Here is a 25,814-nt window from a genome sequence, read left to right on the forward strand (position 1 = left end):
TGATCGAACGGAGTCAGCATGGACAGCAGCGACCTGATGAGTGGTTACTCCGCCTACACCTCGCCGGGCGCGGCCCGGAACGACCTGGTGTCGATCCCCGACGGGACGGAGGGGTTCACGCCCGTCGTCACCTTCATCTCGGTGATCTCGATCATCGTGAGCCCGGCCACCATGTCCCTCCTGTAGGAGGGGCGCTCCGAGTGTCCGGCTCGGGCCCGCACGGCACGGACCCCGTGCTGCCGCGATCCCGTGGCGGCCGGGCTCCGCGCCCCGTACCGCCCGCCGACCTGACCGAGCCCGAAGGGGCGGGGTCCCAGTGGTGCTGCAACCGGCAGCGAATGTGCGAACGAATGGAGTCATCATGGACAGCAGTGACCTGATGGGCGGCTACTCCGCCTACACCACGCCGAACGCGGCGCGGAACGACCTGGTGTCGATCCCGGACGGGACGGAGGGGTTCACGCCCACGATCACGATCTCGATCTCGGTGCTGGTCACCGTCATCGTGAGGGGTTGCAACTGAGCCTTCGGCTCTGTGCCGTGGCGCCGGCACGGGCTTCGGCCCGTGCACCGGCGGCGGCGGACGCCGATCGGTCCGGAAGGAGGGAATTCGCGTGAACGCGAGCAGCCTGATGGGTGGTTACTCCGCCTGCACCACGCCGGGCGCGGCCCGGGACGAGCTGGTGTCGGTCCCCGACGGGGCCGAGGCCAGTGTCAGCGTGACCAGTCCGGTCATCTCGTGGATCGCCTCCATCATCGCCAAGACCCTGACCTGAGCCATCGGTCGGTGTGTCACGCCGCCGGCACGGTCCCCGGGCCGTGCCGGCGGCGGCGTTCGGCGCTCAGCGCTCCCGGGGGGTCGACGCGGTGCGGTGGACCCAGCCGGCGATCGCTACTCGGGAGGAGCAGCCGAGCTTGCGCATGGTCTCGCGGATGTGGTTCACCACGGTCCATTCGGAGATGGTCAGTTGCCGGGCGATCTGCTTGTTGCTCAGGCCCTCGGCGATCAGCCGGGCGACCTCGCTCTGACGGGGCGTCAGCACCGCGTCGGCGGACGGCTCGGCCGCCGTGGCCCGGGGAGGCGCGGCGGGCCGGTCCGGAAGGGGTTCCGACGGGTCGCCGGGCGTCCGCGCGGCGACGCATCCGAGCGCGAAGTCACGGATCAGGTCCGGGAGTTCGACCGCAGAACCGGCCGCCATGGCGGCGAGCGACTCGCGGTCGCCGAGCAGCAGCCGCCGCTCGACCCGGCCGACGGTGAAGTCGGGTTCCGTCGGGTCGTCGAGCAGGTGGCGCCGGACGGTGTGGAAGCAGCCCAGCGCCCGGGCGACCGCGGCGGCGCGCGCGGCGGGGCCCGGCAGCAGGGGGCTGCCCATCAGGGCGAGGAGCGCGCCGAGCGCGGCCGGGGCTCCGAGGGGGCGCAGCGTGGCCAGTGCGCGGTCGAGGTAGTTGGTCGAGTCGGCCGCTCGTCCCGCCGCCGCCGCGAACGCGCTCAGGTGCAGCAGCGCGAGGCCGGCGACCAGGTTGTCCCGGGCCTGGATGGCCTCGGCGAGCGCGCGGGTGGCGAGCGCGGCCGCGGTGCCCGCGGAGCGGTGGAGGAACTCGGCCAGCGCGGTGTCGAGCAGCCGGCGACGGGCCAGGTGGCCGCCGTCGGCGCCCGGTTCGATGGCCTGGTGCAGCAGCGCGAGCCCCTCGTCCGGGCGGCTCGGGGTGATGGCGATCCCGCGCAGGTGCCTGATCCTGACGGTGAACCCCCCGTCCGCCGGGGCTTCGTGGCCCGCGTCGCCGGGCCGAACCCCGTCGAGGACGGCCAGCGCCGTTTCCGGCTCGTCGTTGCGGACGGCGGCCTCGGCCAGCAGCAGGGCCACCCGCCGCCGGGTGTCCCGGTCGGCGTCGGGGCCGCCCAGCGAGGCCAGTCCGGCGGGCCAGTCGAACGGGGTGCCGATCGCGTAGTGGTACACCCGGGACAGCTCGGCGAGGTCGAGCGCCTCTTCCGCGAGCCCGGCGGCGACCAGTGTGTCGAGCGCCCGGCGGATGTTCCCCTCCTCGCTGCGGAACGCGATGATCCCGCCGGCCTGCGGGCCGCCCGTCATGAGGCGGACGGTGGATCCGGCCAGCCGGGCGTGGTGCCGGGCGTGGGCGAGCCGGACGTCCTCCAGCCCGTTCGCCGACTCGCCCGTCTGCTTGTCCGGCCGGTACGACCAGCGGCCGAAGGTGAGGTGCAGCCGGGTACGGGTGTAGCCGTCGAGACGGCCCGAGGGAAGCGCGGAGAGGCGGAGCAGGTGCCGGCCGAGCAGTGACTCCAGGGCGGCCGGGTACTCGTCGAGGCCGACCCCGGAGATCTGCCGGAGCGACTCGGGTCCCGCGCCGCCGCTGAACACACGGGCGCAGGCGAGCAGTCGGCGTCCGGCGTGGCTCAGGCCGCGCAGCGCCTCGGGTTCGGTGTCGTCCGGGCCGTACGCGTCCAGTAACCGGGCGAGGCCGTCGATGGCGGGCCGGGGCCGGTCCGGAGGCGCTCCGGTCCGGGACTGGCCGTCGAGCGCGGCCCAGAGGACCTCCGGCCCCTCCAGGGCCGCGATCCGTGCGGCCAGGCCGATCGCCCCGGGGTTGCCGTGGAGTTCCACGCAGGCGCGGGCGACGGCCAGTTGGTTGTGCCGCCCGACCTGGAAAGCGGGGTTGAAGGCGCGCAGGCAGGACACGAAGAGCTCCACGGAGGGCACCGCGGCCAATGCCTCGACGTCGATGGCGCAGCAGTCCAGCGGCACCGGGAGCGGGGGAACGCTCCGGTGTGCGAAGCCGTCCTGCGCCACCGGCCGGCGCGCGGTGACCAGGGCCTTGACGCCCGTCCCGGCCAGCGCCCGGGCCAGCCGGGCCAGGACCTGCCGGTCGGGGTCGCGTCGCGCGCCGTCCAGCACCAGTACGGACGGGGCGTCGTCGGATTCGCGGGTGCGGGTGATCCAGCGGCGCAGGCCGTCCGCCCAGCCGTCCCCGGGCGCCGGCGCGATCCGGCCGATCGTTCCGCCGGTGCGGGTCCGGTGGGCGAGCGCGACCTCCTCGGCGAGCCGGCTCTTGCCGATCCCCGGCGCCCCGGACAGCAGCACGCCGTCGACGTCCGGCCGTTCGAGCACGGCCAGTACCTCGGCGAGCTCGCCCGCCCGCCCGACCGTCTCCATCGGGAACGGGCCGGTGACGGCGGGTGGCCGGGCGACGGCCGGCGGTCCGGTCCCGGGCAGCCGGTCGGCCGCCGTCGCTGTCGCGACGGCGAAATCAGCGGACGTCATACGCGTCTCCAGAACGTGCCGGCGCGGTGGGTGACCCGGCCGTGTGGGTTCACTGTGACGGGCCGGTCGGCTCGGGCATCGCGCCGATGGCGCGCATCGGCCCGGCCGGCCGGGGGTGACTTTCGATCAGATCGCTTGTCGGACAAGGGAGTTGGTACATCGCAAGGATCCGGCGGCGGATCGGCTCCAGTGGGTACTGGTCGGCGTAGATGACGAGTTTGACCGTCACGCCTTCCAGCAGGCTGCGGAGCATGATCCCCTCCAGGTGGGGGTCCTCGGCACCGCGGGCGTGGAACAACTCGCGGAGCCTTTCCTCCAGTTCGGCGAGCAGCCGGTCCTTCCTGGCCTCCGCCGCCGCGTACAGCGGATGCGTCCCCGGATCGATCATGAGGCCCAGGGCCATCTGCTGGACGTGACGCGTGCGGTGGGCCGCCAGCAGTGCGCGGTCGATGATGGCGGACAACCGCTCGTCCGGAGTGCCCTCGACGTCCAGGACCTGGTGGACGCCATCCAGGTAGCGGTCCAGCAGCTCGTCCGCGAGTGCGTGCTTGGTCGGGAAGTAGTAGCTGATCAGCCCGCGCGAGACACCTGCCTGCTCGGTGATGTCGGAGACGGTGGCCTGGTGGAAGCCCTTCCTGGCCAGGACGTCGATGGCGGCGGTGACGATCCGCTCGCGGGACGCTTCCCGCAACCGGGCGTTGACATGAGGTGAGCGAGGTGACACGCGGGCTCCAGGGCTTCGGCCGCCATGGCGGTTGACTGTACAGACATCCAGTCAACGGGACCAGACCGCGGGCTCGTTCGCCCTGGAAGTACTTCGCCGAGCAGGTTCACCCCTCCGCGTCCGCCCGGCTCTGCCGCGGGCCCGACCGGCGCAAACAGTGATGGCCGACGAGGATCTCCGTCCTCGTCGGCCATCGGTGCTCGTGGCGGTTACCGCGCGCCCCACTCCTGGTCGGTCGGCACGATCTCGCGGCCGAGCGGCATCAGCGAGACCGGGATCATCTTCAGGTTGGCCCAGCCGAAGGGGATGCCGATGATCGACAGGAACAGCGGGATGCTGGTGATCAGGTGCCCGATCGCCAGCCACCACCCGGCGAAGACCAGCCAGATGACGTTCCCCACGCACGACGCCGGCCCGGCGTCCGGCCGTTCCACCGCCGTGCGCCCGAACGGCCACAGGATGAACCCGGCGATCCGGAAGGACGCGATGCCGAACGGGATCGTGTTCGGACGCTCAGCATGGCGCACTTTCGCCGCTCCGCTTCCGGCTGGCACTGCCACGGGCCTGACCGGCGCAAACAGTGATGGCCGACGAGGATCTCCGTCCTCGTCGGCCATCGGTGCTCGTGGCGGTTACCGCGCGCCCCACTCCTGGTCGGTCGGCACGATCTCGCGGCCGAGCGGCATCAGCGAGATCGGGATCATCTTCAGGTTGGCCCAGCCGAAGGGGATGCCGATGATCGACAGGAACAGCGGGATGCTGGTGATCAGGTGCCCGATCGCCAGCCACCACCCGGCGAAGACCAGCCAGATGACGTTCCCCACGCACGACGCCGGCCCGGCGTCCGGCCGTTCCACCGCCGTGCGCCCGAACGGCCACAGGATGAAGCCGGCAATCCGAAACGAGGCAATGCCAAATGGGATGGTAATTACGAGCAGGCAGCAGATAATTCCGGCAAGCACGTAGGCAAGAGCCATCCAAATGCCGCAGAAAACCAACCAGATGACATTGAGGATGAACTTTAGGGCACTCATGCTTGGTACCTTCTCACGGCTGATGACGTTGCACTACGACCGTGCCATGCCCGCTGGCGAGCGTGTCTACGCCCTTAGGGGTAGTACCTCAGGGATCGGTCCGGGTTGCAGCCTCAGATAGGGACTCCTTCGGGTGCGGTCGGCGCCAGAGTGAGGTGCGCCGCGGCCCGGCCAAGACCGTTTGCCGTTTCAGCTATCGTGTCAGCCATGAGGCTGATCGAGCTGGAGCGCATCACCGCCCGCTCGTACGCAGGCGCGCCCGGCAGAGTGACCGTAGTGCCGATCGACGAACGGGCTGTGATGGCCCCTCGGGCCATCGGAGAGACGGTCTGGTACGAGCTCTCCGAGGACATCCTGGCCGGGCTCCGCGGGGCTCCCACCGCATATCCCCCCTCGGTTGTGAAGGACAGCGGCGCGCCCGCGAGCCTGATGATGCTCAGCAACGCAGTGCATCGAGCAGTCGACCTCGTGGTGGTCGATGGGCAGCACCGGAGCTCCAGCGTCAGCACGCTGCTGGAGCCCGGTAGGTGGCGCCGTGTCCCGCTGACCTTCCTCGGCGCGCTGCACGATTACGCGCTTCATGGCATCCATCCCGCCACTACCTATTCGGACGCCGCAGTGCCGTGGGTGGTGGAGGCCAAGGCATACTCCAGCGCTTTGGCCGTTCTGCAATCCGGCTACGAACTCGCAGCCGCGCTGGAAGCCCGTCGGATTCCTCTCCGGGAGGTCGCGCCGACGACGCTGCGGCTGGATACCGAGGGCTTGCCGGAGCCGCTGGCCATTGCCTGCGGAATCACCCGCCTCCGGAGACCGCTGGCCCCCAGGGCACCCGGGCGCACCGGCGCGGCCAGCCGCTTCGGGGTGGGCGTCTGCGAGTTGGACGTCAGCCTGGCCGCGTGATTCCACCCCTCCAGCTTGTCGTCTACTGGAGGAAACCATGCAGTTCATGGAGCTGCCGTGGTCGGAGGAGGTCACCGTCAAGGTGATCGTGTTCCTCGTGACCGTGGTATCGGAGTGGTTGTTGCAGATCGTCAAGGGCCGGTTCCGAGGGGCCGCGCAGCTCCCGCCCAGCGAGCCATCGGGGACGGCGGTGCGGCGTCAGCGCCGGTCCCGGCGGTCGTCCCGGCGGCTGGGCGAACTGAAGCGGGCGAAGGCCCGGCTCGACCGCGCGCCGAAGCCGCGGCCGCCGGTGAGCGGCCGGCACGGTATCGAGCGGCGCCGGACCAGGCAGCGCCGCCGGCCGGGCAACCGCGCGTCGTGACCTGCGGTTGATGTTCATCGGCGCCCGGTCGCTTAGCGGTGACCGGGCGCCCGCCCAAGGTCCGTGGCCTCCTCCGCGAGGACAGGGCTGCACCGCTGTCTGCCCGAACTCCAATAGGCGGATGGCCTGATCGTGGACGAGACTGTCAGCGCGATGGCGATCGTCGGACCTCCGCGTATGCGGAGCGGACGGCGCGGGGTCCAGGCCCAGCTCCGCCATCGACGGCGGACTCCTCTTCGTGGGCCGCTGCCTCCGTGGGCTGGTCCGTTTCGGCCGCGGGGTCGGCTTCGTCTCGGCGCTGGCCGGGCGGGGACTGGGAGATGGTGCTCCTTCGGGCTTCAGGTGGTCGGCGCAGGGTGGCGCAGCTGGCGACGAGCAGCTCGCCGTCGGGTCCGTGGCCGACCACGCCGGTGGCGGTCGGGATGTCCGGTTCGGCGGCCCGAGCGGGTGCCGAGGAGCCGATCGTTGCGAAGTAGGCGAGGAGCGCGGCTGCTGCCATGGGGCGGAGGATCATTCGTCATCCTGGGAAGTGTGCGGAGGCCGGTACTTGCTCGGCGCGGTGGGTGGGCACAGGTCACCGGTTCAGAAGTGCGAGGAGCCGGTCGTGCAGGCGTTTCACGTCGCGGGTGGCGCCCAGGTTCCGGTACTGGTCCTGGCTGGAGCTGTACCAGTCGGCGGCGGATTCGGTCTGTCCGGTGCGTTCGGCGGCCTGCCCGAGGTACTCGGTGGCGTGGGCCGTCCAGTGGCGGTGGCCGAGGTCCGCGAACGCCCGCAGTGCTTCAGTGATGGTGGTGGTCGCGAGGTCGTGCTGGCCGGCGAGGGACTGTGCCTCGCCCAGGAAGACCTTCGCCCGGGCGACGTTCAGAGGGTCGGGCGGGGTGAGCGATTCGAGGTCGGTGAGGGCCTGCTGGAGCAGCGGGAGGGCGAGCTCGGTGTTGCTCTGGCGGGCGGCGGCGGAGCCGAGGAGGATCTCGGCGAGGCCGGCGCCGCGCCGGTCGTCGAGGTCGGCGTAGAGCTCGATCGCGCGGGCGAGTTCGGGTTCGGCGGCGGCGTACTGCTCGGTCTCGTAGAGGGTGGCGCCGATGCCGGCCGTGCACTGGGCGATGCGGCTGGGGTCCTTGTCCTCGGTGGCGAGGGCGCGGCCCTCCTCGTAGAGCCGGAGTGCGTCCTGGTGTGTTCCGGCGCGCTTGTGCGAAATGGCGAGTGTGGTGGTCATCTCGTAGACGGCCAGGCGGTGGCCCCAGAGCCGGGCGAAGTTCAGCCCCAGCTTGTGGCAGGTGACGCTCAGGTCGGTGCGCCGCAGGCGGTGGAAGAGCGGCCACAGGTCGTGGACCAGGACCGTGGCCGCCTGGTGCTCGCCGAGTTCGTGGGCGGCGGCGAGGGCGGGCAGGACCGCGGGGGCGATCGTCTCCAGCCAGTCCTGCGCGGTGCGGTCGTCGGTGATGGGGACCGGCTCGGCGGGGTGGTGGCGGTGCTGGCGCGGCAGGATGCGGTGGTGCGGGGTGAGGCGCTGGACGGTGTCCTGGGCGGTGGCGATCAGGTGGTCGAGGTAGCACTGCACGACGCGCCGGCGGGCGTCGGCCGGGTTGCGGAGCAGTTCCCGGACCTCGGGGCGGATGCGGTAGACGTCGCCGCGCGCGCTCTGGCGGCCGGTGTGCTCCAGCAGGTGGCGGGCCGAGAGTTCGTGCAGCAGGTTCAGGGTTTGGGCGGCGGGGGTGGCCGTGGCGGCGGCCACGGCGAAGTGGTCGAGGTCGGGCGCGGGGATCAGGGTGGCGAGTCGCAGCAGGCGTGCCTCGGGCTCGGGCAGTGAGGTGAGGGCGAGGGCGGTGGTCATCGGGATGCTCTCCAAGTCGGGTGCGATGAGGGCGGGGTGGTGGACGAGCGGGCGCGCGGGGACGAGGACGGCCTCGCCGGCGGCCAGGCTCAGGGCCAACGGGTTGCCGTCGCAGGCACGGGCGAGGGCTTCGGTGGCGGCGGGCTCCGCGCGCACCCGGTCCTCGCCGAGGATCCGAGCGAGCAGCCGGACGGCGTGGACGGGCGTGAGCGGGGCCAGATGGTGGTGGTGCGCGCCGTGGGCGGCGAGCGCGGGCATCGGCGAGCGGCTGGTGACGACGACCAGGCAGTCGGCGTTGGCGGGGACCAGCGGCAGGACCTGGTCGGCGCCGGCGGCGTCCTCCAGCATCACGAGCAGCCGCCGGGTCGCCGCGGTGGAGCGCCACAACGCCTGCAAGTCGGCTGCCTGCCAGGGAAGGTGCCCTCCTTGACCTTCGCCGAGGCCGAGCAGCAGGGAGCGGGCGATCTCGGCGGCCGGGGCCGGGCCGCCGACGCTATCGGCGCGCAGCCGGACGAGGAGCTGTCCGTCCGGGTACCGCTCGGCGTGCCGGTGGCTCCAGCGGGCGGCGAGGGCGCGCTTGCCGATCCCGCAGGCCCCGGTGATCACGATCACCGGGGCGGTGCCCTCCGGCAGGCCGGTGAGCAGCCCGTCCAGGGCGGCCTCGTCGTGCTCGCGGCCGGTGAACACCCGGGTGACCGCGGCGAGTTGCCGGGGAACCTGCCGCGGCGGCGCGGAGGGGTGGAAGTGGACGTCGCCGACCCGGCCGGCCTGGACGACGGGACCGGTCCGGGCGTCGGTGATGCGGTTGGAAACGGACGGCACGGGGACGGTCATCAGCCGCACCCCTGCCGGACACCCGCGACCGTGAGTGTGCCCTGCTCCCGCTCGGGGAGCGCCCCGGCGGGCTGGGCACGCTGGGCCGGCAGGTGCGCGGCGTCGCTGGCGGTCAGCCGCAGGGCCGCGCTGACCAGGGCGAGGTGGCTGAAGCCTTGCGGGTAGTTGCCGACCTGGCGCTTGAGCCGGGGGTCCCATTCCTCGGCGAGCAGGCCCAGGTCGTTGCGCAGCGCCAGCAGCCGGTCGAACAGTTCGTGGGCCTCCTGCACCCGGCCGATCATGGCGAGGTCGTCGGCGAGCCAGAACGAGCAGGCGAGGAAGGCGCCCTCGTGGCCGGAGAGGCCGTCGACGTTGTTGCCGCTCTCGTCGTGGGTGGGGTAGCGCAGGACGAAGCCGTCCTCGGTGGACAGTTCGCGCTGGATCGCCTCGATGGTGCCGATGACGCGCTTGTCGTCCGGGGGCAGGAAGCCGACCTGGGGGATCAGCAGCAGCGAGGCGTCCAGCTCCTTGCCGCCGTAGTACTGGGTGAAGGTGTTGCGCTCCGGGTCGTAGCCCTTCTCGCAGACGTCCGCGTGGATCAGCGCGCGCAGCCGCCGCCAGTGGGCGAGTTCGTCGGCGGTGGTGGAGGCGCGGCGGCGCAGGAGGGTGATGGTGCGGTCGATCGCGACCCAGGCCATGACCTTGGAGTGGACGAAGTGCCGGCGCGGGCCGCGGACCTCCCAGATGCCCTCGTCCGGCTTGGCCCATCGGTCCTCTGTCCAGCGGGCGAGGGCGCGCAGCATCGCGTCGGCGTCGCGGGCGGGAAGAAGGCCGGCGTCCTCGGCGGCGAGGAGGGCGTCGGCGATTTCGCCGGGGACATCGAGCTGGAGCTGTCCGGCGGCGCCGTTGCCAACCCGCACGGGCCGGGAGTTCTCGTAGCCGGGCAGGTGGTCCAACTCGTTTTCGGGCAGGTTGTTCTCACCGTGGATGCCGTACAGGATCTGGAAGTTCGAGACGTCGGGGTCCAGGACGGCGAGCAGCCAGTCGCGCCAGGCTTCGGCTTCCCCGGTGTGGCCGAGGCGGGCGAGGGTGATGACGGTCAGGGCGGAGTCGCGCAGCCACACGTACCGGTAGTCCCAGTTGCGTTCGCCGCCGATCTGCTCGGGCAGGGAGGTGGTGGGGGCGGCGACGATCCCGCCGCCCGGGTGGCATAGGGACTTGAGGACGAGGGCGGAGCGGACGACCGCTTCCCGGTGGGGGCCTTGGTAGGCGCAGCGGGACGCCCATTCGCGCCAGGACACCTCGGTGAGGGTGCGCGCCGAGCGGGGGCTGCGCAGGTCGGGGGCCGGGTGGGAGGAGGGGGACCAGGTGAGGGTGAAGGCGATGCGCTCGCCGGCGGTGATGGTGAAGTCGGAGCGTGCACCGGCGTTGGTGATGGCGTGGTGGGGGCCGTCGAGCCAGTAGGAGTCGGGGTGGACGGTGGCGCACAGGCGCGCGGTAGCGCCTCGCGAGGTGCGGGTGTACAGGGGGGCGTGGGCGCCGTAGCCGGGGCGGGCCCGGACCGTCGAGGTCATCGTCACGGTGCCGCTCAGGCCCTCGACGCTGCGGATGATCTGGGGCGTCTTGGTGCCCAGCGGCATGAGGTCGGTGACCCTGACGCTGCCGGTTTGGGTGTCCCATTCGTGTTCCAGCGACATGGTGTCGTCGCGGTAGCGGCGCCGGTCGGCCGCCGCGGGCTCGCCGGCGGTGGTGGGGCCGAGGTGCCAGAAGCCGTGCTCCTCGGTGCCGAGCAGGGTGGCGAAGACGGCGGAGGAGTCGAACCGGGGCAGGCACGCCCAGGTGATGGTGCCGTCGTTGCGGATGAGGGCGCCGGTGGCGGTGCTGCCGATCAGGCCGTGGTCCTCGATGAGGGGCCGGGAACGGCGGGGCAGTGCGGCGGTGGGCATGGTGTTCCTGACGGGGGTGGGTCGAAGGGGATTTCAGGTCTGGGGCGCGTCCGGGGCGCTGAGATGGTCGAGAGCCGCCCGTACGGCGGCGGCGAGGTCGGCGGCGACAGCCAACCGCGGCATCGTGCGGAGCAGTTCGGCGTGGACGAAACGCTGCCCGCGCTCCGTGTGGTCGCAGCCGACGACCAGCGCGGTGCGCGAGAGGCGAAGGAGCCGCTGCCGGACGTCGCGCACCTGCTGCCCGCCGGTGGGGCACCACAGGAGGACGGCGCCGAAGCGCCGCAGGTTGTGCTCCTGCCAGCCGGACGGCGCTTCCGCGTGGGCGGCGGGCCGGGGGTTGAGGACGGTGCCGGTGAAGCCGGCCGCTTCCAGGAGGGCGATGGCCTCTCTCTGCCAGCCCGGACGGCCCGCGCCCGAACGGTCCAGGTACAGCGTCGGGTTGCCGTCAAGGGTGTAGTGCTGCGGGTACTCGACCAGCCTCATCGGGCACTGCCGGAGACGGCTGCCGGGCTGCTGTTGCCGAGCAGGAGGGCCATGATGACGGCCTGGGTGCGAGTCTTGGCCCCGATGGCGTTGGCGGCTCGGGTGATGACGCTGCCGATCGTGGCTTGGCCGATGCCGGTCAACCTCGCGACGGTGGACAGCTCGTGGGCGGCAAGCAGGGTGAGTACCTCGTGCTCCCGCGCAGTGATTCTCGGGAGCGTGTCGGGCAGTGCCGCGCGCAGTTCGGCGGTGTCGAGGAGGCCGGAGTTGATGAGGTCGACGATGGTACGGGTGCGGTCGGTGAGACCACGGCGGCGCATCATCCGCGACATGAGGTTGGCAGCGCCGCTGGAGGAGCAGCCGAGCTGCTCGGCTACACCGTCGTAGGTGTGCCCGAGGGCGAGCTGCACGGCGACGTCGCGCTCGAACTGGCTGAGCTTGTCGGTGCTCTTGGCGGCCAAGCGGAGGGTTCCGGAGCCGCTGGTGAGGAGGCGGCCTGCGCTGCTGGTCCGGGCCTCGTGCAGCGTCGGATCGGTGGCGATGATCAGACAGGTCTCGACCGGGAGCCCGAGGGCGCCGGCCGCCGCCCGGTAGGGGTTGGTTCCCTGATCGCGGTGTTCTGCCGCGGACACGGAGGCGGACCACACGTTGGTGACGCGTTTGGCGGCGAGCATGGTGCTCACGTGGCGGCCGAGCCGCTCGGTGACCAGGGCGCAGGGGACGGCGATGGAGCCCGCGCGCATCAGCAGCCGCAGCAGCGGGGCGGGAACGGTGGCCGACACGGGGGCGCCTGTGGCCAGGAGGAACGGCTCGGCGCCGGACAGGCGGTCGGAGGGCAGCTGGACGAGGGCGTTGGCATCGACGATGACGCCCGCGCGGTTGATCAGGTGGCGGTCCAGATCGCGGGCCGCCAGTCCGTCGGCAGGTCGTAAGGTGCTCATCTACTGTCTAAGGTTGTCGGGGTGCGGCCCTGGCCCGAAACGGCCGCCATGGGGTGGTGCGGTGGAACGGGTGCTCAACCGGTCGGCCGAGGCGGGTCCTTCTGGGAGGAACTGGTCCGGTGCTTCGGCGTGGAACGAGCGGCGATCAGCCGGTCGGTGACGGCCAGGGTGCCGAAGGCGGCGAGGGCGAAGACCGCCAGGTAGAGCGGCTGGGTGAGCCGGGTGCGGTGCTGAACGAGGTAGAGGACGGCGGCGCCGACCTGGACCCCGAGGAGGAAGCAGACGGCTCCGATCGCGGCCCGGCCGCCGGTGGGGCGGGAGTTCACGCGGCCTGGCCGCGTGGCGCGGCGTGGTACAGAGGCTCGGCGGGCCACATGGGGTCGATGTCGCTGAGGCGGACCAGGCCGGCGAGGACGGCGGCGATGCTCGCCTGGATCTGGGTGCGCACGCCCAGCCAGGCACGCAGGTCCTTGCCGTAACCGCGCACGGTGGCGGCGGTGATGTCGAAGTCGGCCGCGAGCTCCGGGGCGGTGCGCCCCCCGACCCAGCCCACCAGGACCAGATCGAGGCGCCGGGGCAGTTGGATGTCGGCGCAGAGGGCGACGCAGGGCTGCGCGATGTCGGTGATCAGGCGGTGCGCGGTGCCCCAGGCGACGAGCTGGGGCGCGGTGCGGGTGCCGGTGGCCGTCAGCAGCTCTGTGACGGCGGCGTGAACCTCGGCGCGCTCCAGGGTGAGTTCGGGGTCGGCCGCGATCGTGCGGAGGTTGGACTCGGCGGCGATGTGCCCGAGCAGGTGCATCTGCTGCCCGGTCAGGGTGTGGGCGGGAAGGGCTGTGGCGGTCATGGTGGTGTCTCCGGTGAGGTTGGGCGGCTCACGGGCGGCTGGCGCCCAGGGCATCGGTCTGGGCGAGGCGGTCCAGCAGGCGGGGGCCGAGCCGCTCGGCATGGGGGCCGGTCCCGACGACCAGGACGACATCGCCCTCCGCGGTCATCTCGAAGACCCGCTGCTCGGGGCCCGGTTCGCAGGGGCCGGAGCGGACGCGGTGGACGGTACCCGGGCCGAGGGCCCTGACAGCGGCCCGCTCGACGGCGTCCAGCGGGTCGGGCCCGTCGTGTCCGGCCAGCGGCGTGCTGACCGGCAGGAGCAGGACATGATCGGCGTCGCCGAGGGCGGCTCCGAGTTCGACGGCATGGGCGGTGGTGCGGGCGACGCCGTCCGGCTCCAGGACGACGAGCACGTCCCCCTCGGAGAGCATCCGGGCGGCCGTGACATCCTGGGCGACCTCGCGCGGGTGCCGGGCGCGGGAGTCCACGACGGTGATCCCGTCCCGCGTGCCGAGCACGGCCAGCGAGCGCTCGACGCCGCGGAAGGCGGCGAGGCGGTCCGCCACCGTCTGCGGGTCCTCGCCGGCCACGAGGGCGGTGGCGATGGCGGCGCATGCCGCCAGGGCGTGGTGGCGGCCGACGACCGGAACCGTGAACTGGTGCCGGGTGCCCCGATAGTGGAGGGTGAGGAGGTTGTCACCGCCGAGCCACCGGGGCGTGAGGACCCACACGTCGCAGTCCTCGGCGAGCCCGACGGTCACCACCGCCACGTTGGGCTCGGGCCGGTCCGTGAGTCTCTCGTGCACGATCTTGGCGCCCTTGTCCCACAGCGGCAGCACCACCGTGCCCGACGAACGGGCGAGGCTGGTGGCGTCGTTCAGCGCCTCGATGGTGTCCTCGAAATGCGGCGCGTTCCGGGTGGCGCTGGTGATCAGCGTGACCGCTGGTCGCGGCCGCCGGTACAAGGTCGCGGCGCCGGGGCCGTAGCTCCAGGACCCGAGGGGAGAGGCCTCGTGAGTGGTGGTGTCCGGGCACAGATCCACCACCAGCCGCCGGTCGCCGCTGTGCCCCGGCAGGCCTTTGCGGGCGGGGGCGTTGAGGATCCAGCCCGTGTGGCCGTCGTCCAGCGCGACGGCGAGCACCGCCGCCGCCGTCGCGGTGTCGTGGCTGCCGCCGACGGCCACGAGCTGACCGCCGAACCCGGCGGTCAGCACCGCGAGCGCGTGCGCGCGGGCGAGCACCGGCAGCTTCAGCTCCTGAGCCCGGTCGAGTTCGGGGTGCGCAGCGGCCACCACCCCCGACCACACCACACAGGTCCGGCCCGCCTGGACGTTGCACGCGTCGAAGCCGACCACCACGCCCACGCCGGCCTCGCGCAGCCGGCCGGCGGCGGCGCTGTCCTGGTCGGCGGGGCCGATGCTGCCGGTGACGTCCAGGCCGCGGTCGGCCAGCCACAACGCCAGACCCTCCTGGCCGGGCGCGGTGACGTCGACCAGGTGCGCCTTGGCCAGCAGGTCGGGGGCGGGCTTCGCCATACCCTTCGCGCGGGGTCGGACGGAAACGGCGTCCATGCTTTCCATGGAGTCCTCCAGCAGGGTGAGGGGTGGGGTGGACCGGGCCGGTCGCGGGTCCGGGGGTGTGGCGCCGTGAGCGGCCCGGGGCTCATGCCTGGGCGAGACCGCGCTCCAGCTCCGCGTCGGTGACGCGGGCGGCGTGATGGTCCAGGTCCATCTGAGCGACGCGCGCCAGGTGCGCGACGACCGGCTCGCCGAAGAGGTCCCCGGCCAGTTCGCTGGTCTCGAAGGCGTCGAGCGCCTCGGCCAGGGACTGCGGCACCAGCGGCGCGTCAGGATGCTGGTAAGCGTCGCCGCTGGTGGCGGGCGGGGGCTTGAGGCTGGCCTCGATGCCGTGCCGGATACCGGCGATCACCGCCGCCAGGGCGAGCATCGGGGTGGCGTCCGCGCCCGGCAGGCGGACCTCCAGTCGCAGGCTGCGGCCGTGCCCGACCACCCGCACCGCGCACGAGCGGTTGTCCCGGCCCCAGGCGAGCCGGGCCGGAGCGAAAGAGTGGTCGGCGAAGCGCTTGTAGCTGTTCACGTACGGCGCCCACAACGGAGCGACCTCGGGCAGCACCGTCAGCAGCCCGGCCACCGCCTGCTCGCCCAGTTCCGATAGTTCGGTCCCGTCGGCCGGGTCGGCGGCCAACACCGTCCGGCCGTCGAAGTCGGCCAGCGACACATGCAGGTGTAGGCCGCTGCCGACCCCGGTGGACGGGGCTGCCATGAACGACGCCATCAAACCGGCTTCGTCCGCGATCGTCTTCGCGGCGTGCTTGAACAGCACGTGCTGCTCGCATGCTGCCAGGGCCTCCCCGTACGGGAAGGTGACCTCGATCTGGCCGGCACCGCCCTCGCCTTTGACGGCCTCGACCGGCATGTCCGAGCCCGCGAGGACCTCCCGGAGCCGCCGGCCGAACTCCCGCACCGTCGACGGCTGGTCCAGGGCGTAGTCGCGGTTGTCCCAGACAACGGGGCGAAGCTCTCGCCAGCCTGCGGCCGCAGCATCCCGGGTGGTTCCCTCGTACAGCACGAACTCCGTCTCGATCCCCACCGCCGGTACCACACCAAGCCCCGCGAGCCGGTGCAGCTGCTCGCTCAGCACCGTGCCCGGGCCCAGTGGGTGGGGCCACCCGCCGCTGATCGGCTCGGCGAGCACCAGCGCGGTGCCCGGCAGCCACGGCAGCAATCGGGCCCGCTTCGTGTCGGGCAGCAGACCGATGTCGCCGAAGCCGCTCGCCCAGGTGAACGGCCCGCTGCTCGGCGGAGTCATAGCCAGGTCGGTTCCCAGCACATACCCACACATCTCCGGGGACAGCGCACCCGACCGCAGCCGCTCCACCACCGTCCTCGCGGAGTACTCCTTGCCCTTGAGCCGGCCCTGCACGTCGACCATCGCCAGCAGCACGGTGTCGACACCGAAGTCGGCAACCAGCTGCTCCAGCGGCCCGGCCGGCGAAATTGCCGACGGGGCCGGGGGCTTGGCCGCGCGGATGCGGGCGGCCCGTATCGTCGCCCTCATACGATCTGCTCCTCGATCTCGGCCAGGTGCGGGTCCTCGACGACCGGCGCGGAGAACCGCTGGCCGGCCATCCGCCACCAGAGGGCCGCCAGCCCGAGGACGATCAGCAGAGTCAACGGAGCGTAGTTGAACGTCTCCACCGTCACGGGGTAGCGCTGCGGTAGGCACACCAGCACCATCAGCACCACCACCCACGCCACCGCGGCGGTACCCACCGGCCTGCTCCACCGGCCCAGGTGCCACGGTCCCGGGATGAACCCGTCTCGCTGCCGCAGTCGCAGGTAGACGGGGATGATGTAGCTGGGCGTCATGCCGATCACATTGACGGCGGTGACCGCTCCGTAGGCCGTCGTCGACCACAACGACGGCAGTGCCAGTAGGAACGCCACCACGACCGACAGCCACACCGCCGGCACCGGCACCTTGCGGGACGAGATCCGGCGCCAAGTGCCGGCACCCGGAAGCGCGTTGTCGCGCGAGAACGCGTAGATCATCCGCGAACAGGCGGTGACCGCAGCCGAACCGCAGAAGAGCTGGGCCCCGATCACGACGAGCAGCAAGCTCTTGGCGCCGTTCGGCCCGAGCGCGTCCAGGAAGACCTGTGCCGGTGGAACGCCGGCCGCGGCGGCCCCCGAGTAGTCCCGGACGGCGAACAGCAGGCCTGCCAGCAGCACGAATCCGACGACCAGGGAGATCCCGATCGAGCGGACCATGCCCTGAGGCGCGGCCACCCGCGCGTTCGTCGTCTCCTCCGACATGTGAAGGCTGGCGTCGTACCCGCAGAACGTGTAGCCGGCCAGGAGCAACCCGATCGCGCTCACATAGACCGGGTTCGACCAGCCAGTGCCGTTCTCGAAGTGCGTGAACACCCAGGAGGGGGACTGATGGTGGGAGGGGACGACTGCGAGCACGCCGACGATCACCAGCACGCCCAGCACGTGCCACCACACCGAGATGCTGTTGAGCAGGCTCACCACACGGACGGCGACGACGTTCAGCAGGGCGTGGAGCAGCAGAATGACGGCGAAGATCGAAAGGACCAGCTCCGGATTCGGTTCGGTGCCCCACTGGAGTCCGGCGAATGCTGCGATGAACGAGGCGGCGCCGTAGTCGATGCCGGCGATGGCTCCCAACAGGCCGAGCAGGTTCAACCAGCCGGTCCCCCAGGCCCATCGAGGGCCGCCCAGTCTCAGGGCCATGAAGTAGAGGCCGCCGCTGGTGGGGTAGGCGGAGGTGACCTCGGCCAGTGACATGCCGACCAGCAGCACGGCGAGCCCGACCCCGAGCCAGCCCCACATCATCACCGCCGGCCCGCCTGTGACCAGACCGTATCCGTAGAGGGTCATGCAGCCGCTGAGGACGGAGATGATCGAGAAGGAGACCGCGAAGTTCCCGAAGGGGCCCATCCGACGGGTCAGTTCGGGCGTGATCCCGAGAAGTTGCAGGTGGTTGTCGTCCTCGGGGGAGAGGGGGTTGTGTTCAGAACGTGGCACGTGGAGGCCTCCGGAGCAAGGTCGGCGGGGTCGGCCCGGCCGTCGGACGGGCTGGGGCGGAGAGTTCAGCGGGTGGCGGCGAACGACTGGGCCAGGGCCTGGCGGAAGAGGTCGTCCGGGCGGTCGCCGACGCTCACCCAGGGGTGGGAGGAGACGAACGGCGCCATCGCCGTGAACACCTCCGCAGCCTGGACAGGGAGTCGGCTTGCCCAGAGTGCGTGCGCGAGGTGGCTCTCGTCCGCCACGGGCCACCGGCCCTGGCCGCCGGATGCCGCAGACCAGTGCTCGTACGCCCGCAGCACCGCAGCACGGACTCCTTCGTCCTTCGTCCACTGCAGTTGGGCTGTGCCCTTGCGCTCCGCCCGCTGATAGCGGTCGACGTACACGTACAGCGGCAGAGCGTGAAGGGGCGAGCCCGTCGGTGCGCTCGGGAGGAAGGCTGCCAAGAAATCGTTCGCGGTGCCGGGGGTGCCGCGGGCGAGCCAGAAGCGGAGCATCTGGTGCCAAGCCTCCCTGCTCCACGGGTCCGCGCGTCGGACCTGTGCGAGAAGGCCCCATGGACCGCGCGGGAGCATCTGGTCGGGCGCTGCGGCCCGGTGCTCCGGACGGGACAGGGAGGGATCCAACCGTGCCAGTTCCAGTAGGCAGATCCACGGCACCGGATCGTCGGCGAGGGTGGAGGCGGCCTCCCAGCACAGTTCCCGTGCCGACCGCTCCAGGCCCACGACTGTTCGTGGGTCCGCCCGGTTGCTGACGGCCTGGAGGGCTCGTGCGACAGCCGTCCGCGCGAGGAGCGTCGACAACCCGCTGCTGTCCGGGGCCTCGCGCCGCATGTGGTCGAGCACGTCACTCCGTGCGGCGACGGCGGCCAGGACCTGGGTCCGGGCCGTCCACGCGGGCCAGTCGCCCCATGAACTGGCAAGCAGCGCGCGGGCAGTTATCCATCGACCCTGCCGAAACTCCTCCACGGCGACCCGGAGGTCGCTGTCGTGGCCCGCGGGGTGCCGGACGAATCGGCCCGGGTCAAGGGCGACCGGAGCATCCATTGCCGGGTCCTTTCGAGGAATGCCGGTCCGTTGGCGCCGCACTCCCCGTCGCCCGGTAGACCGAGGGCGCCAAGAAGCACGGCCGGCTCAACCGGATCGGCCGAGGGGCTGAAGAAGATGAGACGACCGGGTCGCGTGACGAAATGTGACTCGGCGATCGGCCACCAACTGTCCCGCTCCGGTTGGAGCAGCGCCACGACATCGAAGTGTCATCTGATCGGGCGGTGAGGCAGTGACATGTCATCGGAGTGTCATCTCGTCAGAACCGGCAACGCGATGGCTCATCAGCGGGTATTGCTAGATTCAGGCTCTCCCCGAATCGGCGGCGGCTGGGCTGTGACCGACACCACGGGGCGGAGGCGCGACATGTCGAGCAAGACGCTACTGGGGGTCCTGATAGAGAGTTCGGGGTGGGAGTTTTCCGACTTCCATCGGGAACTCCGAGGTTCTGGCAACGAGTTGGCGCGAACCCTCAAGGACCACCGGTTCCGCGACCTGGATATGTCGCAGGCGACGTACAGGCGTTGGGTCGCCGGAACGGTCAGCCGGCCGACCGGCGTGTTCTCCCAGACGATTCAGCACATGTTCAACAAGCCGATCGCCGAACTCCTGGCGCCGCCGCCTGAGGGAGGCCCCACCGCACTATCCCGGCAAGACCTCGAAAGGGAGCTCGCGATGACCGCACGCGAAGCATCCGACCACGCTGCTTCCGTGGCGTCCGCCTTCCTCTCCGACCTCTCCATAGAGCAGGTCCAGGAAGATGTCCGCCGACTCGCCCGTACCTACAACAATCGGCCGCCGTTCGACGTGCTTCGTGAGGCCCGGCAGCTTCGGACGGACACCGAAGCCCTGCTGGACCGCACCCACATCCCCGAGCAGAAGCAGCACCTGCTGATCGCCCTCGGCCAGACGACGGCGCTGCTGGCCATGACCGCCTTCGACCTCGGGGCATTCGGCGAAGCCGGTCGACTGGCCCGCTCCGCAGGCATGTACGCCGAGATCACCCGCTTCACTCCGCTCGCCGCCTTCGCGGCCGGCACACTCGGCATGCTCTCCTACTGGGAAGGCCGGCCGAGCGAAGCGATCCGCTTCATCCGTCAGGCGCATTCCTTTCCCGGTGTCGGTACGGCCGGCCGCGTTCGAATCGCCGCCATCGAAGCCAGGGCCTATGGCCACCTTGGAGATCAGCGACGAGCCGCGGAAGCCGTCGAGCGCTTCCGCGACGTCGACACCGTCGAGCGCGACGATCTCCACGACGAGGTTGCGGGGGAGTTCCTCCACCGTCCCGAGCGGATCGCCCGTTCGCACGGTACGACGCTCCTTCTCCTGCGCGATGGCGCCGGTGCGCAGCGGCACGCACGGCTGGTGCTGGAACTGCAGGCGGGGCTGCCTGCCGGGCAGAGGACTCCCCGGATCGAGGCCGAGGCGCGGGCGGACCTCGCGTCGGCGCTGATCCTCGACGGAGAAGTGGAGGAAGCCGCCGACGTCCTGGAGCCCATCGCGGCGCTTGCTCCGGACCGGCGCGCTGCAGGCCTCGTCGAACGGGTGGTCCACGTCGGCAAGCTGCTGACCACGGAGTCCATCCGGACGTCGCAGGTGGCCAGGGAGCTTCGGGAGGTGCTGGAGGAGTACACCCGAGTCGCTGCGCCGAGGCAGTTCGGCGGCAGCGTCGGGCGACTGGCCATCGAGTAGGTCACGGCTACCCCAGCGGGGTGGGGCGGGCCGGCAGGTGCCGGTCCGCCCCACCCCGCTTTCCTTCACCGCAAGGAACTGGCAGCGGCAAGGATCGTTCGTTCCCGGTCCGCGTCAATTCCGTGGGCGGATGCCCGGGGATGCGGAACCGGCACATTGCCGGCCTGGAGCCACTCCCAGGTGTCCCGCACCGTCTCCTCAAGGGGACGGCAAACGAATCCTGCGGCGTACGCCGAGCTGGAGTCGACAAGCCAGACGCCATCGTTCGTCCGCCACAGCGGCAGCTCCGTCCACTGCCGGACGCTGTGCTCCAGCAGGACCCTGTCCGGAACCCAGCGCAGCTCGCCCCGGCCGCCCGTGGCCTCTACGCACGCCTGAAGGAAGCTGGCCATCGTGTCCCGTCCGATCGGTGCGGTCACGTTGTGGACCCCGCCGCCAGGGCGCTCGGCAAGCTCGACGGCGAAGTGCGCGACATCGCGGACGTCGACCGGCTGGATTCCCTTGCCTGCCGACCCGGGAGCCAGGATCTGCCCGCCGCGCTCGGCACGCCGAAGCCACCACGGGAGCCGGCCGACATACTCGCCGGGGCCGAGGATCACCCCGGGACGAAGCAGCCACGACCGCTGTTCACCGAAAGCTGCGAGCACCGCCCGCTCGCCGCCCGCCTTCTGGCGCCCGTAGTGAAGATTCGGGCCCAGCCAACCCTCCGGGTCCTTGCCGTACTCGCTGTCGGCGTCGGCAGGGCCGTCCATCAGCCGATCGCCCACCGCCAGCGGGTGGTCCGGCCAACCGGCGTACACCGACACCGTCGAGACGTAGACGTAGCGCTCGGTCGCGCTCTCCAGCGCCCTCGCCCCCGCCAACACCACCCGCGGCGGCTGCTCAGCGGCAGAGGTGTCGATCACTGCGTCCCACGGGCCCTGTGCCGCGAGTCGGGCCAGATCCTCGGACGACGTACGGTCGCCGAGCACCTGCCGCACACCGGGTAGCACCACACCGGACCGGCCCCGGTTGAACGTCGTCACGGCCCAGCCGCGTGCTAGCGCCTCCTCGACAACGGCCTTGCCCAGAAACCAGCCACCGCCGACCACCAAGATATTCATGCCCGGAATCCTGCCGAGAACAGGCGTCCGTTGGCCAGTCCACCACTGCGACGTAGTCGAGACACCGCAGGTCGCGAGCATGATCGTGGCGAAGATGACACCCCGGTGACACTCCCGTGCGAACAGACCGCCGAGATGACAGGCAGAGGGCATGGCCCTGTCACGAGCAGCTCGGAAGACTGGGGCGCTCGGCGGCCCGATCGGAGCAAGGCGCTCTCCGGCGCCCTGAGACGGTGCCGGACACGTCGTCCGTGAGGACCGCCGCGCTCCCTTCCGATTCCCCGGAAGGCCGAGCACGATTCAGCGAGAGGAGACCCGATGGAGAGCACCGCACCCACGGTTCAGCCGAAGGAGGAAGGCGGCCTGCTGGTCGCCGTCCGCGGCATCAGGGCCGCGCGTTCCCGGGCCGACGTACCGTCCGACAACACCGGCGGCCGGTCCGACCAGAACGACACCTGAGAGACCGCCCACGATGCCTGAGACCGCCTCGTGGGTGGCGCGCCTGGGTGGGGACCGGTTCCTCACCCAGGCGCTGCACCGCTCCTACGCCGTCTTCCCCGCAGAAGACGCCGACACCGCTCCACTCCTGTCGTGGGACGATCTGAACTCGATCCTCGCCACCCATCGTCTCGACCCGCCGAGGCTACGGCTGTCGATGGACGGGCAGGCCGTCGCGGTCGGCCGGTACTCGACCCCGAGCACCAACCGGCGCGGGGTGACCTGGAACCGGCTGCACCCCGCCCAGCTCCACGCCCAGCTCGCCGAAGGCGCCTCCCTCGTCGTGGACGCGATCGACGAGATCCACCCGCCGATCCGCGCCGCTGCCGAAGCGCTGGAGCGCTTCATCGGCACGTCGGTGCAGACCAACGTGTACGCCTCGTGGACCGAGCAGGAGGGCTTCGGCCGGCACTGGGACGACCACGCGGTGGTCGTAGTCCAGCAGTATGGGGCGAAGCACTGGCGGCTGTGGGAACCCACCCGGCAGGCCCCAACCTTCCGCGACGTGGAAGCCCCGCAGGAACCCGAGGGCGAGCCGGTCGCGGACTTCGTCCTCCACCCGGGCGACGTCCTGTACCTGCCGCGCGGATGGTGGCACAGCGTCACCGCCGACCAAGGGACCGAATCGCTCCACCTCACCTTCGGACTCGTCGCCCAGACCGGCGCCATCCTCCTCGGTTGGCTGGTGGACGAGCTGCACGAGAGCTCGGCCGTACGGACGGACGTCCCGCTCCACGCCTCGCCGACCGAGAAGGCCGCCTACCTGACCGATCTACGGACCGCGGTGCTCACCGCACTGTCGGATCCCGATCTGATCGACCACTGGGCCAGGTCCACCGGCACCACCCACTTCGGCCGCCCGGCCCCGTCCCTGCCCTACGTGAACTCGCTTCCCCCGGACAGGTCGATCACGGTCCGGATCACCGCCGCGCGCGCCGAACTCACCCGCAACCCGGGAACCGGAACCGTCACCCTGTCCGCCGCCGGTACCGCGTGGGACTTCGCCGAGCGCGCCGCCCCCGCTCTGCAGATCCTGCTGACCGGGGAAGCCTCCACCATCGGCGAACTCGCCGACGCCGCCGGCCTGAAGGCCGCGGACATGGCCGACCTGCTGAATGCCCTCGTCCGGGGCCAGGCCCTCGCCGTCGTCGAGGCCAGCCGATGAGCCCCGTCCTCGGCCTGGGGACCTACCGGGTGCGCGCCGCCGGCGAGGCGGCGCGCACCGCCCTCAGGGCCGGAGCCCGATGGATCGACACCGCCCCCAACTACGCCCACGGCCAGACCCATCACGACCTCGCTTCCGCCCTCGCCGACCACCCGGACGCCAGGGTGACGACGAAGACCGGATTCCACCCGGACGGCCGCCACAGCCTCGCCCCAGAGGACGTCCGCACCCAGACCGAGGAATCGCTCGCCGTCCTCGGCCGCGCCGACCTCGTCTTCGTCCACAACCCCGAGCGGTTGAGCCACAACCGGAAGCAGTTGCACCACACCCTCCGGGCCGCCTTCGCGGTGCTGGAAGAGTTCGCGGCCGCTGGCCGCATCGGGGGCTACGGCGTGGCCACCTGGTCCGGCTTCACCGAGCAGGCGTTCACCGTCGCCGAGCTGACCGGGTTGGCCCGGGACGCCGCGGGATCGACGGACCACCACCTCGCCGGTGTGCAGATGCCGGTCAGCCTCGTCATGGCCGAGCCTCTCGCTTTGGCCCTCGACGGTGACGGGCCGCTGATCCACGCGCGCGACGCCGGGGTCACCACCTTCGGGTCCGCCCCACTGCACGGCGGCGAACTGCCGAGCCTGATGACACCCGAACTGGTGAACCTGATCGCTCAGCGATCGACTCCACACGCCGCCGCGTTCCAGGTCGTCGGAGCGTGCCCGGCGCTGGACGTGGTCCTCGCCTCGACCAGCACCCGGCGCCACTGGGACGATGCCAGGGCGGCTCTAGCCGAACCGATCCCCGACGAGCGACTCAGGACGGTGCTCGATGTCCTTTCAACCGGATGACGAAACCCGGCACAGCCTTACAGCAGCACACCAGAAGGCCGCCGCGTTCCTCGGCCTCGTGTGCACCGGACCGCCGACCTTCGGCACCTCCGGCACCACCGTCGGCCGCCGGGCCGAGAACACCTGGCTCCGCGTCTCCAGAAGCAGCCGCCACCGGGCGCCCCGGCCGACCGGCCAGGGCGCCCTCGGCGCGGAACAGCTCGTCCCCGCCTCCGTTCCCCGACCCCGGCTCCACGACACCACGGACTGGACCGAAGCCGGCTGGTTCTACCAGGCTGACGTCTTCGACCTGGTAGACCCTGCGGTCTCCACCACCCAGGACCTTCGCCACGACCCCGGCCTGGACAACGGCTGGTGGACCGCGCTGAAAGACGCGCTGGCTGGCCTCGCACAGGCACCCGGCACGAAGACCACCCCGCGCCAGGCATGGGTCGAAGAGGCCTTCCCGAAGTACCTCGGCATCCCGGCCCCCGCGAGCATCGAGCGGGTCACCGGCCACGGCGACCTGCAGTGGGCCAACCTGACCGCCAGGCCGCTCATGATCCTCGACTGGGAACGCTGGGGCCTGGTCCCGGTCGGCTACGACCCCGCCGTCCTGTGGGTCAGCAGCCTTCTCGTCCCCGAGGCCGCCGAGCGGACCCGCGAGGAGTTCGCCGACATTCTCGACACCCCCGCCGGACGTGTCGGCCAGCTGATCGCCCTCGCGGAGATGCTCCAGGCCGCCGACCGCGGCTACTACCCCGACCTGACACCTCTGCTCGCCGACCAGGCACGCGAGCTGACCGGGATCACCCCGCCGCAGGCCGCCACCCCCGGACCCGTCCGGTAGGCCGTGGACCTACGGCACGACCCTGTCGAGCACGTACTGGTCCAGGCCGAGCAGCACCTCGACACGCGGCTGGACCGAACCGGTATGGTGCGCAAGCGCCGGACGGTCGGAGTGCCCACCGACCGAGGCAGCTGGGTCCGGGTGGAACGGCGGCCGTGGGCGCGAGCCCTCGAACAGGGCTGGGGCGGAGCAGAAGCCGCCGCAGCACTGGTCGGCGTTGCGATGCCCCGCTGGTCCGGGTCGGCAACGTGGCATGACCCACGAGACCAGGCGATCTGGCGGGTGGACGAGACCTCGCTGCTGCCGGACGGCCCGGTCGGGGCCGCGGTGGTGACCGTCGACCCGGAGCTGCCGGAGGGGTGGTGGTGCTCGCTGAACGCCTCGCTGAACGCACTTGCCGAGCGGCGCACGGCCCGGACGGCGACTCCGGACACCGAGCAGATCACCCGGAAGCTGATCGCCGACACGATCGGGGCTGCCTTCCCCGGAGAGCACGACACCAGGGCGGAACTGTGGTGCCTTGCCCACGCGGACTTGAACTGGGCGAACATCACCGGCCCCGACGAGTTCTGCCTGTTCGACTGAGAGGACTGGGGAATGGCGCCACGCGGACTCGACGCGGCGTCGCTGTACGCCGCCTCTCTCGCCGTACCGGCACTCGCGGAGCGAGTCAGGCGGTAGCGCCGGGCAGACCTTGAGAGCCGGGACGGAATGCTGATGCAGCTCTGTGCGATGGCGAAGATCGTTGGGCCGCACGCGGGCCCGCACGACCCGCGAGCGGGGCCCGCGCGCCGGGAGGCCGCGCGGGTGGTCCACGCTCTTCAAGCAGGTTGAACGCCACCCGCACCGTCGGAAGGAGTAGGCATGGAGCCCACTGTGCGCCCTCCGCGTAGGCACGACGCCGAGGACATCGCCAGCGCGAAGGAGCG

25 protein-coding genes and 1 pseudogene are annotated in these 25,814 nt (G+C 71.6%); 11 read left to right on the forward strand and 15 right to left on the reverse strand.

Annotated features, from left to right (window positions below; genetic code table 11):
* The first annotated feature begins 18 nt into the window (after positions 1 to 18).
* From ACFVUY_RS21165 to ACFVUY_RS21175, 3 genes are all read left to right on the forward strand, one after another.
* Positions 19 to 186 carry a hypothetical protein gene (locus ACFVUY_RS21165; protein ID WP_387731948.1) on the forward strand — a complete coding sequence of 56 codons (168 nt, stop codon included), beginning with the start codon at positions 19 to 21 and terminating at the stop codon, positions 184 to 186.
* Positions 187 to 361: 175 nt separating this feature from the next.
* Positions 362 to 523: a hypothetical protein gene (locus ACFVUY_RS21170; RefSeq protein WP_387731950.1), complete on the forward strand. Its 162-nt coding sequence runs from the start codon at positions 362 to 364 to the stop codon at positions 521 to 523.
* Between the two features lie 91 nt (positions 524 to 614).
* Complete coding sequence (locus ACFVUY_RS21175) at positions 615 to 776, forward strand: hypothetical protein (protein WP_387731952.1); 162 nt, start codon at positions 615 to 617, stop codon at positions 774 to 776.
* A gap of 66 nt (positions 777 to 842) precedes the next feature.
* Here the strand turns inward: ACFVUY_RS21175 and ACFVUY_RS21180 are convergent, their stop codons facing one another.
* From ACFVUY_RS21180 to ACFVUY_RS21195, 4 genes are all read right to left on the reverse strand, one after another.
* On the reverse strand, positions 843 to 3,278 hold the full coding sequence (locus ACFVUY_RS21180; RefSeq protein WP_387731955.1) for a LuxR C-terminal-related transcriptional regulator: 2,436 nt from the start codon (positions 3,276 to 3,278) through the stop codon (positions 843 to 845).
* Positions 3,279 to 3,327: 49 nt separating this feature from the next.
* Positions 3,328 to 3,969, reverse strand: coding sequence for a TetR/AcrR family transcriptional regulator (locus ACFVUY_RS21185; protein ID WP_387731959.1), 642 nt, complete (start codon positions 3,967 to 3,969; stop codon positions 3,328 to 3,330).
* Between the two features lie 242 nt (positions 3,970 to 4,211).
* The gene (locus ACFVUY_RS21190) at positions 4,212 to 4,619 is read right to left on the reverse strand and encodes a YccF domain-containing protein (RefSeq protein WP_387731961.1); all 408 of its coding nucleotides are present in this window, start codon (positions 4,617 to 4,619) and stop codon (positions 4,212 to 4,214) included.
* 15 nt (positions 4,620 to 4,634) lie between these two features.
* Positions 4,635 to 5,036, reverse strand: a complete 402-nt coding sequence (locus ACFVUY_RS21195; RefSeq protein ID WP_387691040.1) for a YccF domain-containing protein — start codon at positions 5,034 to 5,036, stop codon at positions 4,635 to 4,637.
* Positions 5,037 to 5,243: 207 nt separating this feature from the next.
* Here ACFVUY_RS21195 and ACFVUY_RS21200 point away from each other — a divergent pair, with 207 nt between their 5' ends.
* Complete coding sequence (locus ACFVUY_RS21200; protein WP_387731963.1) at positions 5,244 to 5,936, forward strand: hypothetical protein; 693 nt, start codon at positions 5,244 to 5,246, stop codon at positions 5,934 to 5,936.
* A 37-nt stretch (positions 5,937 to 5,973) separates the two neighbouring features.
* Positions 5,974 to 6,297, forward strand: coding sequence for a hypothetical protein (locus ACFVUY_RS21205; protein ID WP_387731965.1), 324 nt, complete (start codon positions 5,974 to 5,976; stop codon positions 6,295 to 6,297).
* Between the two features lie 574 nt (positions 6,298 to 6,871).
* Here ACFVUY_RS21205 and ACFVUY_RS21210 read toward each other — a convergent pair.
* The 10 genes from ACFVUY_RS21210 to ACFVUY_RS21255 all read right to left on the reverse strand — a co-directional run bounded on the left by ACFVUY_RS21210 (position 6,872) and on the right by ACFVUY_RS21255 (position 18,207).
* Complete coding sequence (locus ACFVUY_RS21210; protein ID WP_387731968.1) at positions 6,872 to 8,965, reverse strand: NB-ARC domain-containing protein; 2,094 nt, start codon at positions 8,963 to 8,965, stop codon at positions 6,872 to 6,874.
* Positions 8,965 to 10,890, reverse strand: coding sequence for a glycoside hydrolase family 15 protein (locus tag ACFVUY_RS21215; protein WP_387731971.1), 1,926 nt, complete (start codon positions 10,888 to 10,890; stop codon positions 8,965 to 8,967). Before ACFVUY_RS21215 ends, ACFVUY_RS21210 begins: the two co-directional genes overlap by 1 nt.
* A 33-nt stretch (positions 10,891 to 10,923) precedes the next feature.
* Positions 10,924 to 11,373 carry a hypothetical protein gene (locus tag ACFVUY_RS21220; RefSeq protein WP_387691050.1) on the reverse strand — a complete coding sequence of 150 codons (450 nt, stop codon included), beginning with the start codon at positions 11,371 to 11,373 and terminating at the stop codon, positions 10,924 to 10,926.
* Positions 11,370 to 12,314, reverse strand: a complete 945-nt coding sequence (locus ACFVUY_RS21225; RefSeq protein ID WP_387731973.1) for a hypothetical protein — start codon at positions 12,312 to 12,314, stop codon at positions 11,370 to 11,372. Before ACFVUY_RS21225 ends, ACFVUY_RS21220 begins: the two co-directional genes overlap by 4 nt.
* Before the next feature lie 74 nt (positions 12,315 to 12,388).
* Positions 12,389 to 12,640: a hypothetical protein gene (locus ACFVUY_RS21230; RefSeq protein WP_387731975.1), complete on the reverse strand. Its 252-nt coding sequence runs from the start codon at positions 12,638 to 12,640 to the stop codon at positions 12,389 to 12,391.
* Positions 12,637 to 13,158 (reverse strand): hypothetical protein, encoded by a 522-nt coding sequence (locus ACFVUY_RS21235; RefSeq protein ID WP_387731978.1) that lies wholly within the window; start codon positions 13,156 to 13,158, stop codon positions 12,637 to 12,639. Before ACFVUY_RS21235 ends, ACFVUY_RS21230 begins: the two co-directional genes overlap by 4 nt.
* A gap of 28 nt (positions 13,159 to 13,186) precedes the next feature.
* Complete coding sequence (locus tag ACFVUY_RS21240; RefSeq protein ID WP_387731981.1) at positions 13,187 to 14,674, reverse strand: Mur ligase domain-containing protein; 1,488 nt, start codon at positions 14,672 to 14,674, stop codon at positions 13,187 to 13,189.
* A 127-nt stretch (positions 14,675 to 14,801) separates the two neighbouring features.
* The gene (locus ACFVUY_RS21245; RefSeq protein ID WP_387691057.1) at positions 14,802 to 16,217 is read right to left on the reverse strand and encodes a glutamine synthetase family protein; all 1,416 of its coding nucleotides are present in this window, start codon (positions 16,215 to 16,217) and stop codon (positions 14,802 to 14,804) included.
* Positions 16,214 to 17,710, reverse strand: coding sequence for an amino acid permease (locus tag ACFVUY_RS21250; protein WP_387731983.1), 1,497 nt, complete (start codon positions 17,708 to 17,710; stop codon positions 16,214 to 16,216). The genes ACFVUY_RS21245 and ACFVUY_RS21250 overlap by 4 nt, the downstream gene beginning before the upstream one ends.
* Before the next feature lie 65 nt (positions 17,711 to 17,775).
* Positions 17,776 to 18,207, reverse strand: a complete 432-nt coding sequence (locus ACFVUY_RS21255) for a hypothetical protein (RefSeq protein WP_387691061.1) — start codon at positions 18,205 to 18,207, stop codon at positions 17,776 to 17,778.
* Positions 18,208 to 19,122: 915 nt separating this feature from the next.
* On the opposite strand from ACFVUY_RS21255, the gene ACFVUY_RS21260 reads away from it, so the two are divergent.
* Positions 19,123 to 20,448 (forward strand): DNA-binding protein, encoded by a 1,326-nt coding sequence (locus tag ACFVUY_RS21260; protein WP_387731986.1) that lies wholly within the window; start codon positions 19,123 to 19,125, stop codon positions 20,446 to 20,448.
* Positions 20,449 to 20,513: 65 nt separating this feature from the next.
* Here ACFVUY_RS21260 and ACFVUY_RS21265 read toward each other — a convergent pair whose 3' ends face one another.
* A complete protein-coding gene (locus tag ACFVUY_RS21265) occupies positions 20,514 to 21,551 on the reverse strand; it encodes an NAD-dependent epimerase/dehydratase family protein (RefSeq protein ID WP_387731989.1) in 1,038 nt (345 codons plus the stop codon).
* A 318-nt stretch (positions 21,552 to 21,869) separates the two neighbouring features.
* Here ACFVUY_RS21265 and ACFVUY_RS21270 point away from each other — a divergent pair, with 318 nt between their 5' ends.
* From ACFVUY_RS21270 to ACFVUY_RS21290, 5 genes and pseudogenes are all read left to right on the forward strand, one after another.
* Positions 21,870 to 22,010, forward strand: a complete 141-nt coding sequence (locus ACFVUY_RS21270; protein WP_387691066.1) for a hypothetical protein — start codon at positions 21,870 to 21,872, stop codon at positions 22,008 to 22,010.
* 13 nt (positions 22,011 to 22,023) lie between these two features.
* Positions 22,024 to 23,214 (forward strand): cupin domain-containing protein, encoded by a 1,191-nt coding sequence (locus tag ACFVUY_RS21275; protein WP_387731992.1) that lies wholly within the window; start codon positions 22,024 to 22,026, stop codon positions 23,212 to 23,214.
* A complete protein-coding gene (locus ACFVUY_RS21280; RefSeq protein ID WP_387731995.1) occupies positions 23,211 to 24,056 on the forward strand; it encodes an aldo/keto reductase in 846 nt (281 codons plus the stop codon). The genes ACFVUY_RS21275 and ACFVUY_RS21280 overlap by 4 nt, the downstream gene beginning before the upstream one ends.
* Positions 24,037 to 24,885: a hypothetical protein gene (locus ACFVUY_RS21285; protein WP_387731998.1), complete on the forward strand. Its 849-nt coding sequence runs from the start codon at positions 24,037 to 24,039 to the stop codon at positions 24,883 to 24,885. The genes ACFVUY_RS21280 and ACFVUY_RS21285 overlap by 20 nt, the downstream gene beginning before the upstream one ends.
* 3 nt (positions 24,886 to 24,888) lie before the next feature.
* A pseudogene (locus ACFVUY_RS21290) lies at positions 24,889 to 25,719 on the forward strand (hypothetical protein).
* The last annotated feature ends 95 nt before the right edge of the window (positions 25,720 to 25,814 follow it).

The sequence above is a fragment of the Kitasatospora sp. NPDC058063 genome, from assembly GCF_042885395.1.
GTDB classification, from domain to species: domain Bacteria; phylum Actinomycetota; class Actinomycetes; order Streptomycetales; family Streptomycetaceae; genus Kitasatospora; species Kitasatospora lactacystinica.

Coding starts and splice junctions, on each gene's coding strand:
- ACFVUY_RS21165 (WP_387731948.1), top strand. CDS start 19: ATGGACAGCAGCGACCTGATGAGTGGTTACTCCGCCTACACCTCGCCG.
- ACFVUY_RS21170 (WP_387731950.1), top strand. CDS start 362: ATGGACAGCAGTGACCTGATGGGCGGCTACTCCGCCTACACCACGCCG.
- ACFVUY_RS21180 (WP_387731955.1), bottom strand. CDS start 3,278: ATGACGTCCGCTGATTTCGCCGTCGCGACAGCGACGGCGGCCGACCGG.
- ACFVUY_RS21190 (WP_387731961.1), bottom strand. CDS start 4,619: ATGGCCGACGAGGACGGAGATCCTCGTCGGCCATCACTGTTTGCGCCG.
- ACFVUY_RS21195 (WP_387691040.1), bottom strand. CDS start 5,036: ATGAGTGCCCTAAAGTTCATCCTCAATGTCATCTGGTTGGTTTTCTGC.
- ACFVUY_RS21200 (WP_387731963.1), top strand. CDS start 5,244: ATGAGGCTGATCGAGCTGGAGCGCATCACCGCCCGCTCGTACGCAGGC.
- ACFVUY_RS21205 (WP_387731965.1), top strand. CDS start 5,974: ATGCAGTTCATGGAGCTGCCGTGGTCGGAGGAGGTCACCGTCAAGGTG.
- ACFVUY_RS21210 (WP_387731968.1), bottom strand. CDS start 8,965: ATGACCGTCCCCGTGCCGTCCGTTTCCAACCGCATCACCGACGCCCGG.
- ACFVUY_RS21215 (WP_387731971.1), bottom strand. CDS start 10,890: ATGCCCACCGCCGCACTGCCCCGCCGTTCCCGGCCCCTCATCGAGGAC.
- ACFVUY_RS21220 (WP_387691050.1), bottom strand. CDS start 11,373: ATGAGGCTGGTCGAGTACCCGCAGCACTACACCCTTGACGGCAACCCG.
- ACFVUY_RS21225 (WP_387731973.1), bottom strand. CDS start 12,314: ATGAGCACCTTACGACCTGCCGACGGACTGGCGGCCCGCGATCTGGAC.
- ACFVUY_RS21235 (WP_387731978.1), bottom strand. CDS start 13,158: ATGACCGCCACAGCCCTTCCCGCCCACACCCTGACCGGGCAGCAGATG.
- ACFVUY_RS21240 (WP_387731981.1), bottom strand. CDS start 14,674: ATGGCGAAGCCCGCCCCCGACCTGCTGGCCAAGGCGCACCTGGTCGAC.
- ACFVUY_RS21245 (WP_387691057.1), bottom strand. CDS start 16,217: ATGAGGGCGACGATACGGGCCGCCCGCATCCGCGCGGCCAAGCCCCCG.
- ACFVUY_RS21255 (WP_387691061.1), bottom strand. CDS start 18,207: ATGCTCCGCTTCTGGCTCGCCCGCGGCACCCCCGGCACCGCGAACGAT.
- ACFVUY_RS21260 (WP_387731986.1), top strand. CDS start 19,123: ATGTCGAGCAAGACGCTACTGGGGGTCCTGATAGAGAGTTCGGGGTGG.
- ACFVUY_RS21265 (WP_387731989.1), bottom strand. CDS start 21,551: ATGAATATCTTGGTGGTCGGCGGTGGCTGGTTTCTGGGCAAGGCCGTT.
- ACFVUY_RS21270 (WP_387691066.1), top strand. CDS start 21,870: ATGGAGAGCACCGCACCCACGGTTCAGCCGAAGGAGGAAGGCGGCCTG.
- ACFVUY_RS21275 (WP_387731992.1), top strand. CDS start 22,024: ATGCCTGAGACCGCCTCGTGGGTGGCGCGCCTGGGTGGGGACCGGTTC.
- ACFVUY_RS21280 (WP_387731995.1), top strand. CDS start 23,211: ATGAGCCCCGTCCTCGGCCTGGGGACCTACCGGGTGCGCGCCGCCGGC.
- ACFVUY_RS21285 (WP_387731998.1), top strand. CDS start 24,037: ATGTCCTTTCAACCGGATGACGAAACCCGGCACAGCCTTACAGCAGCA.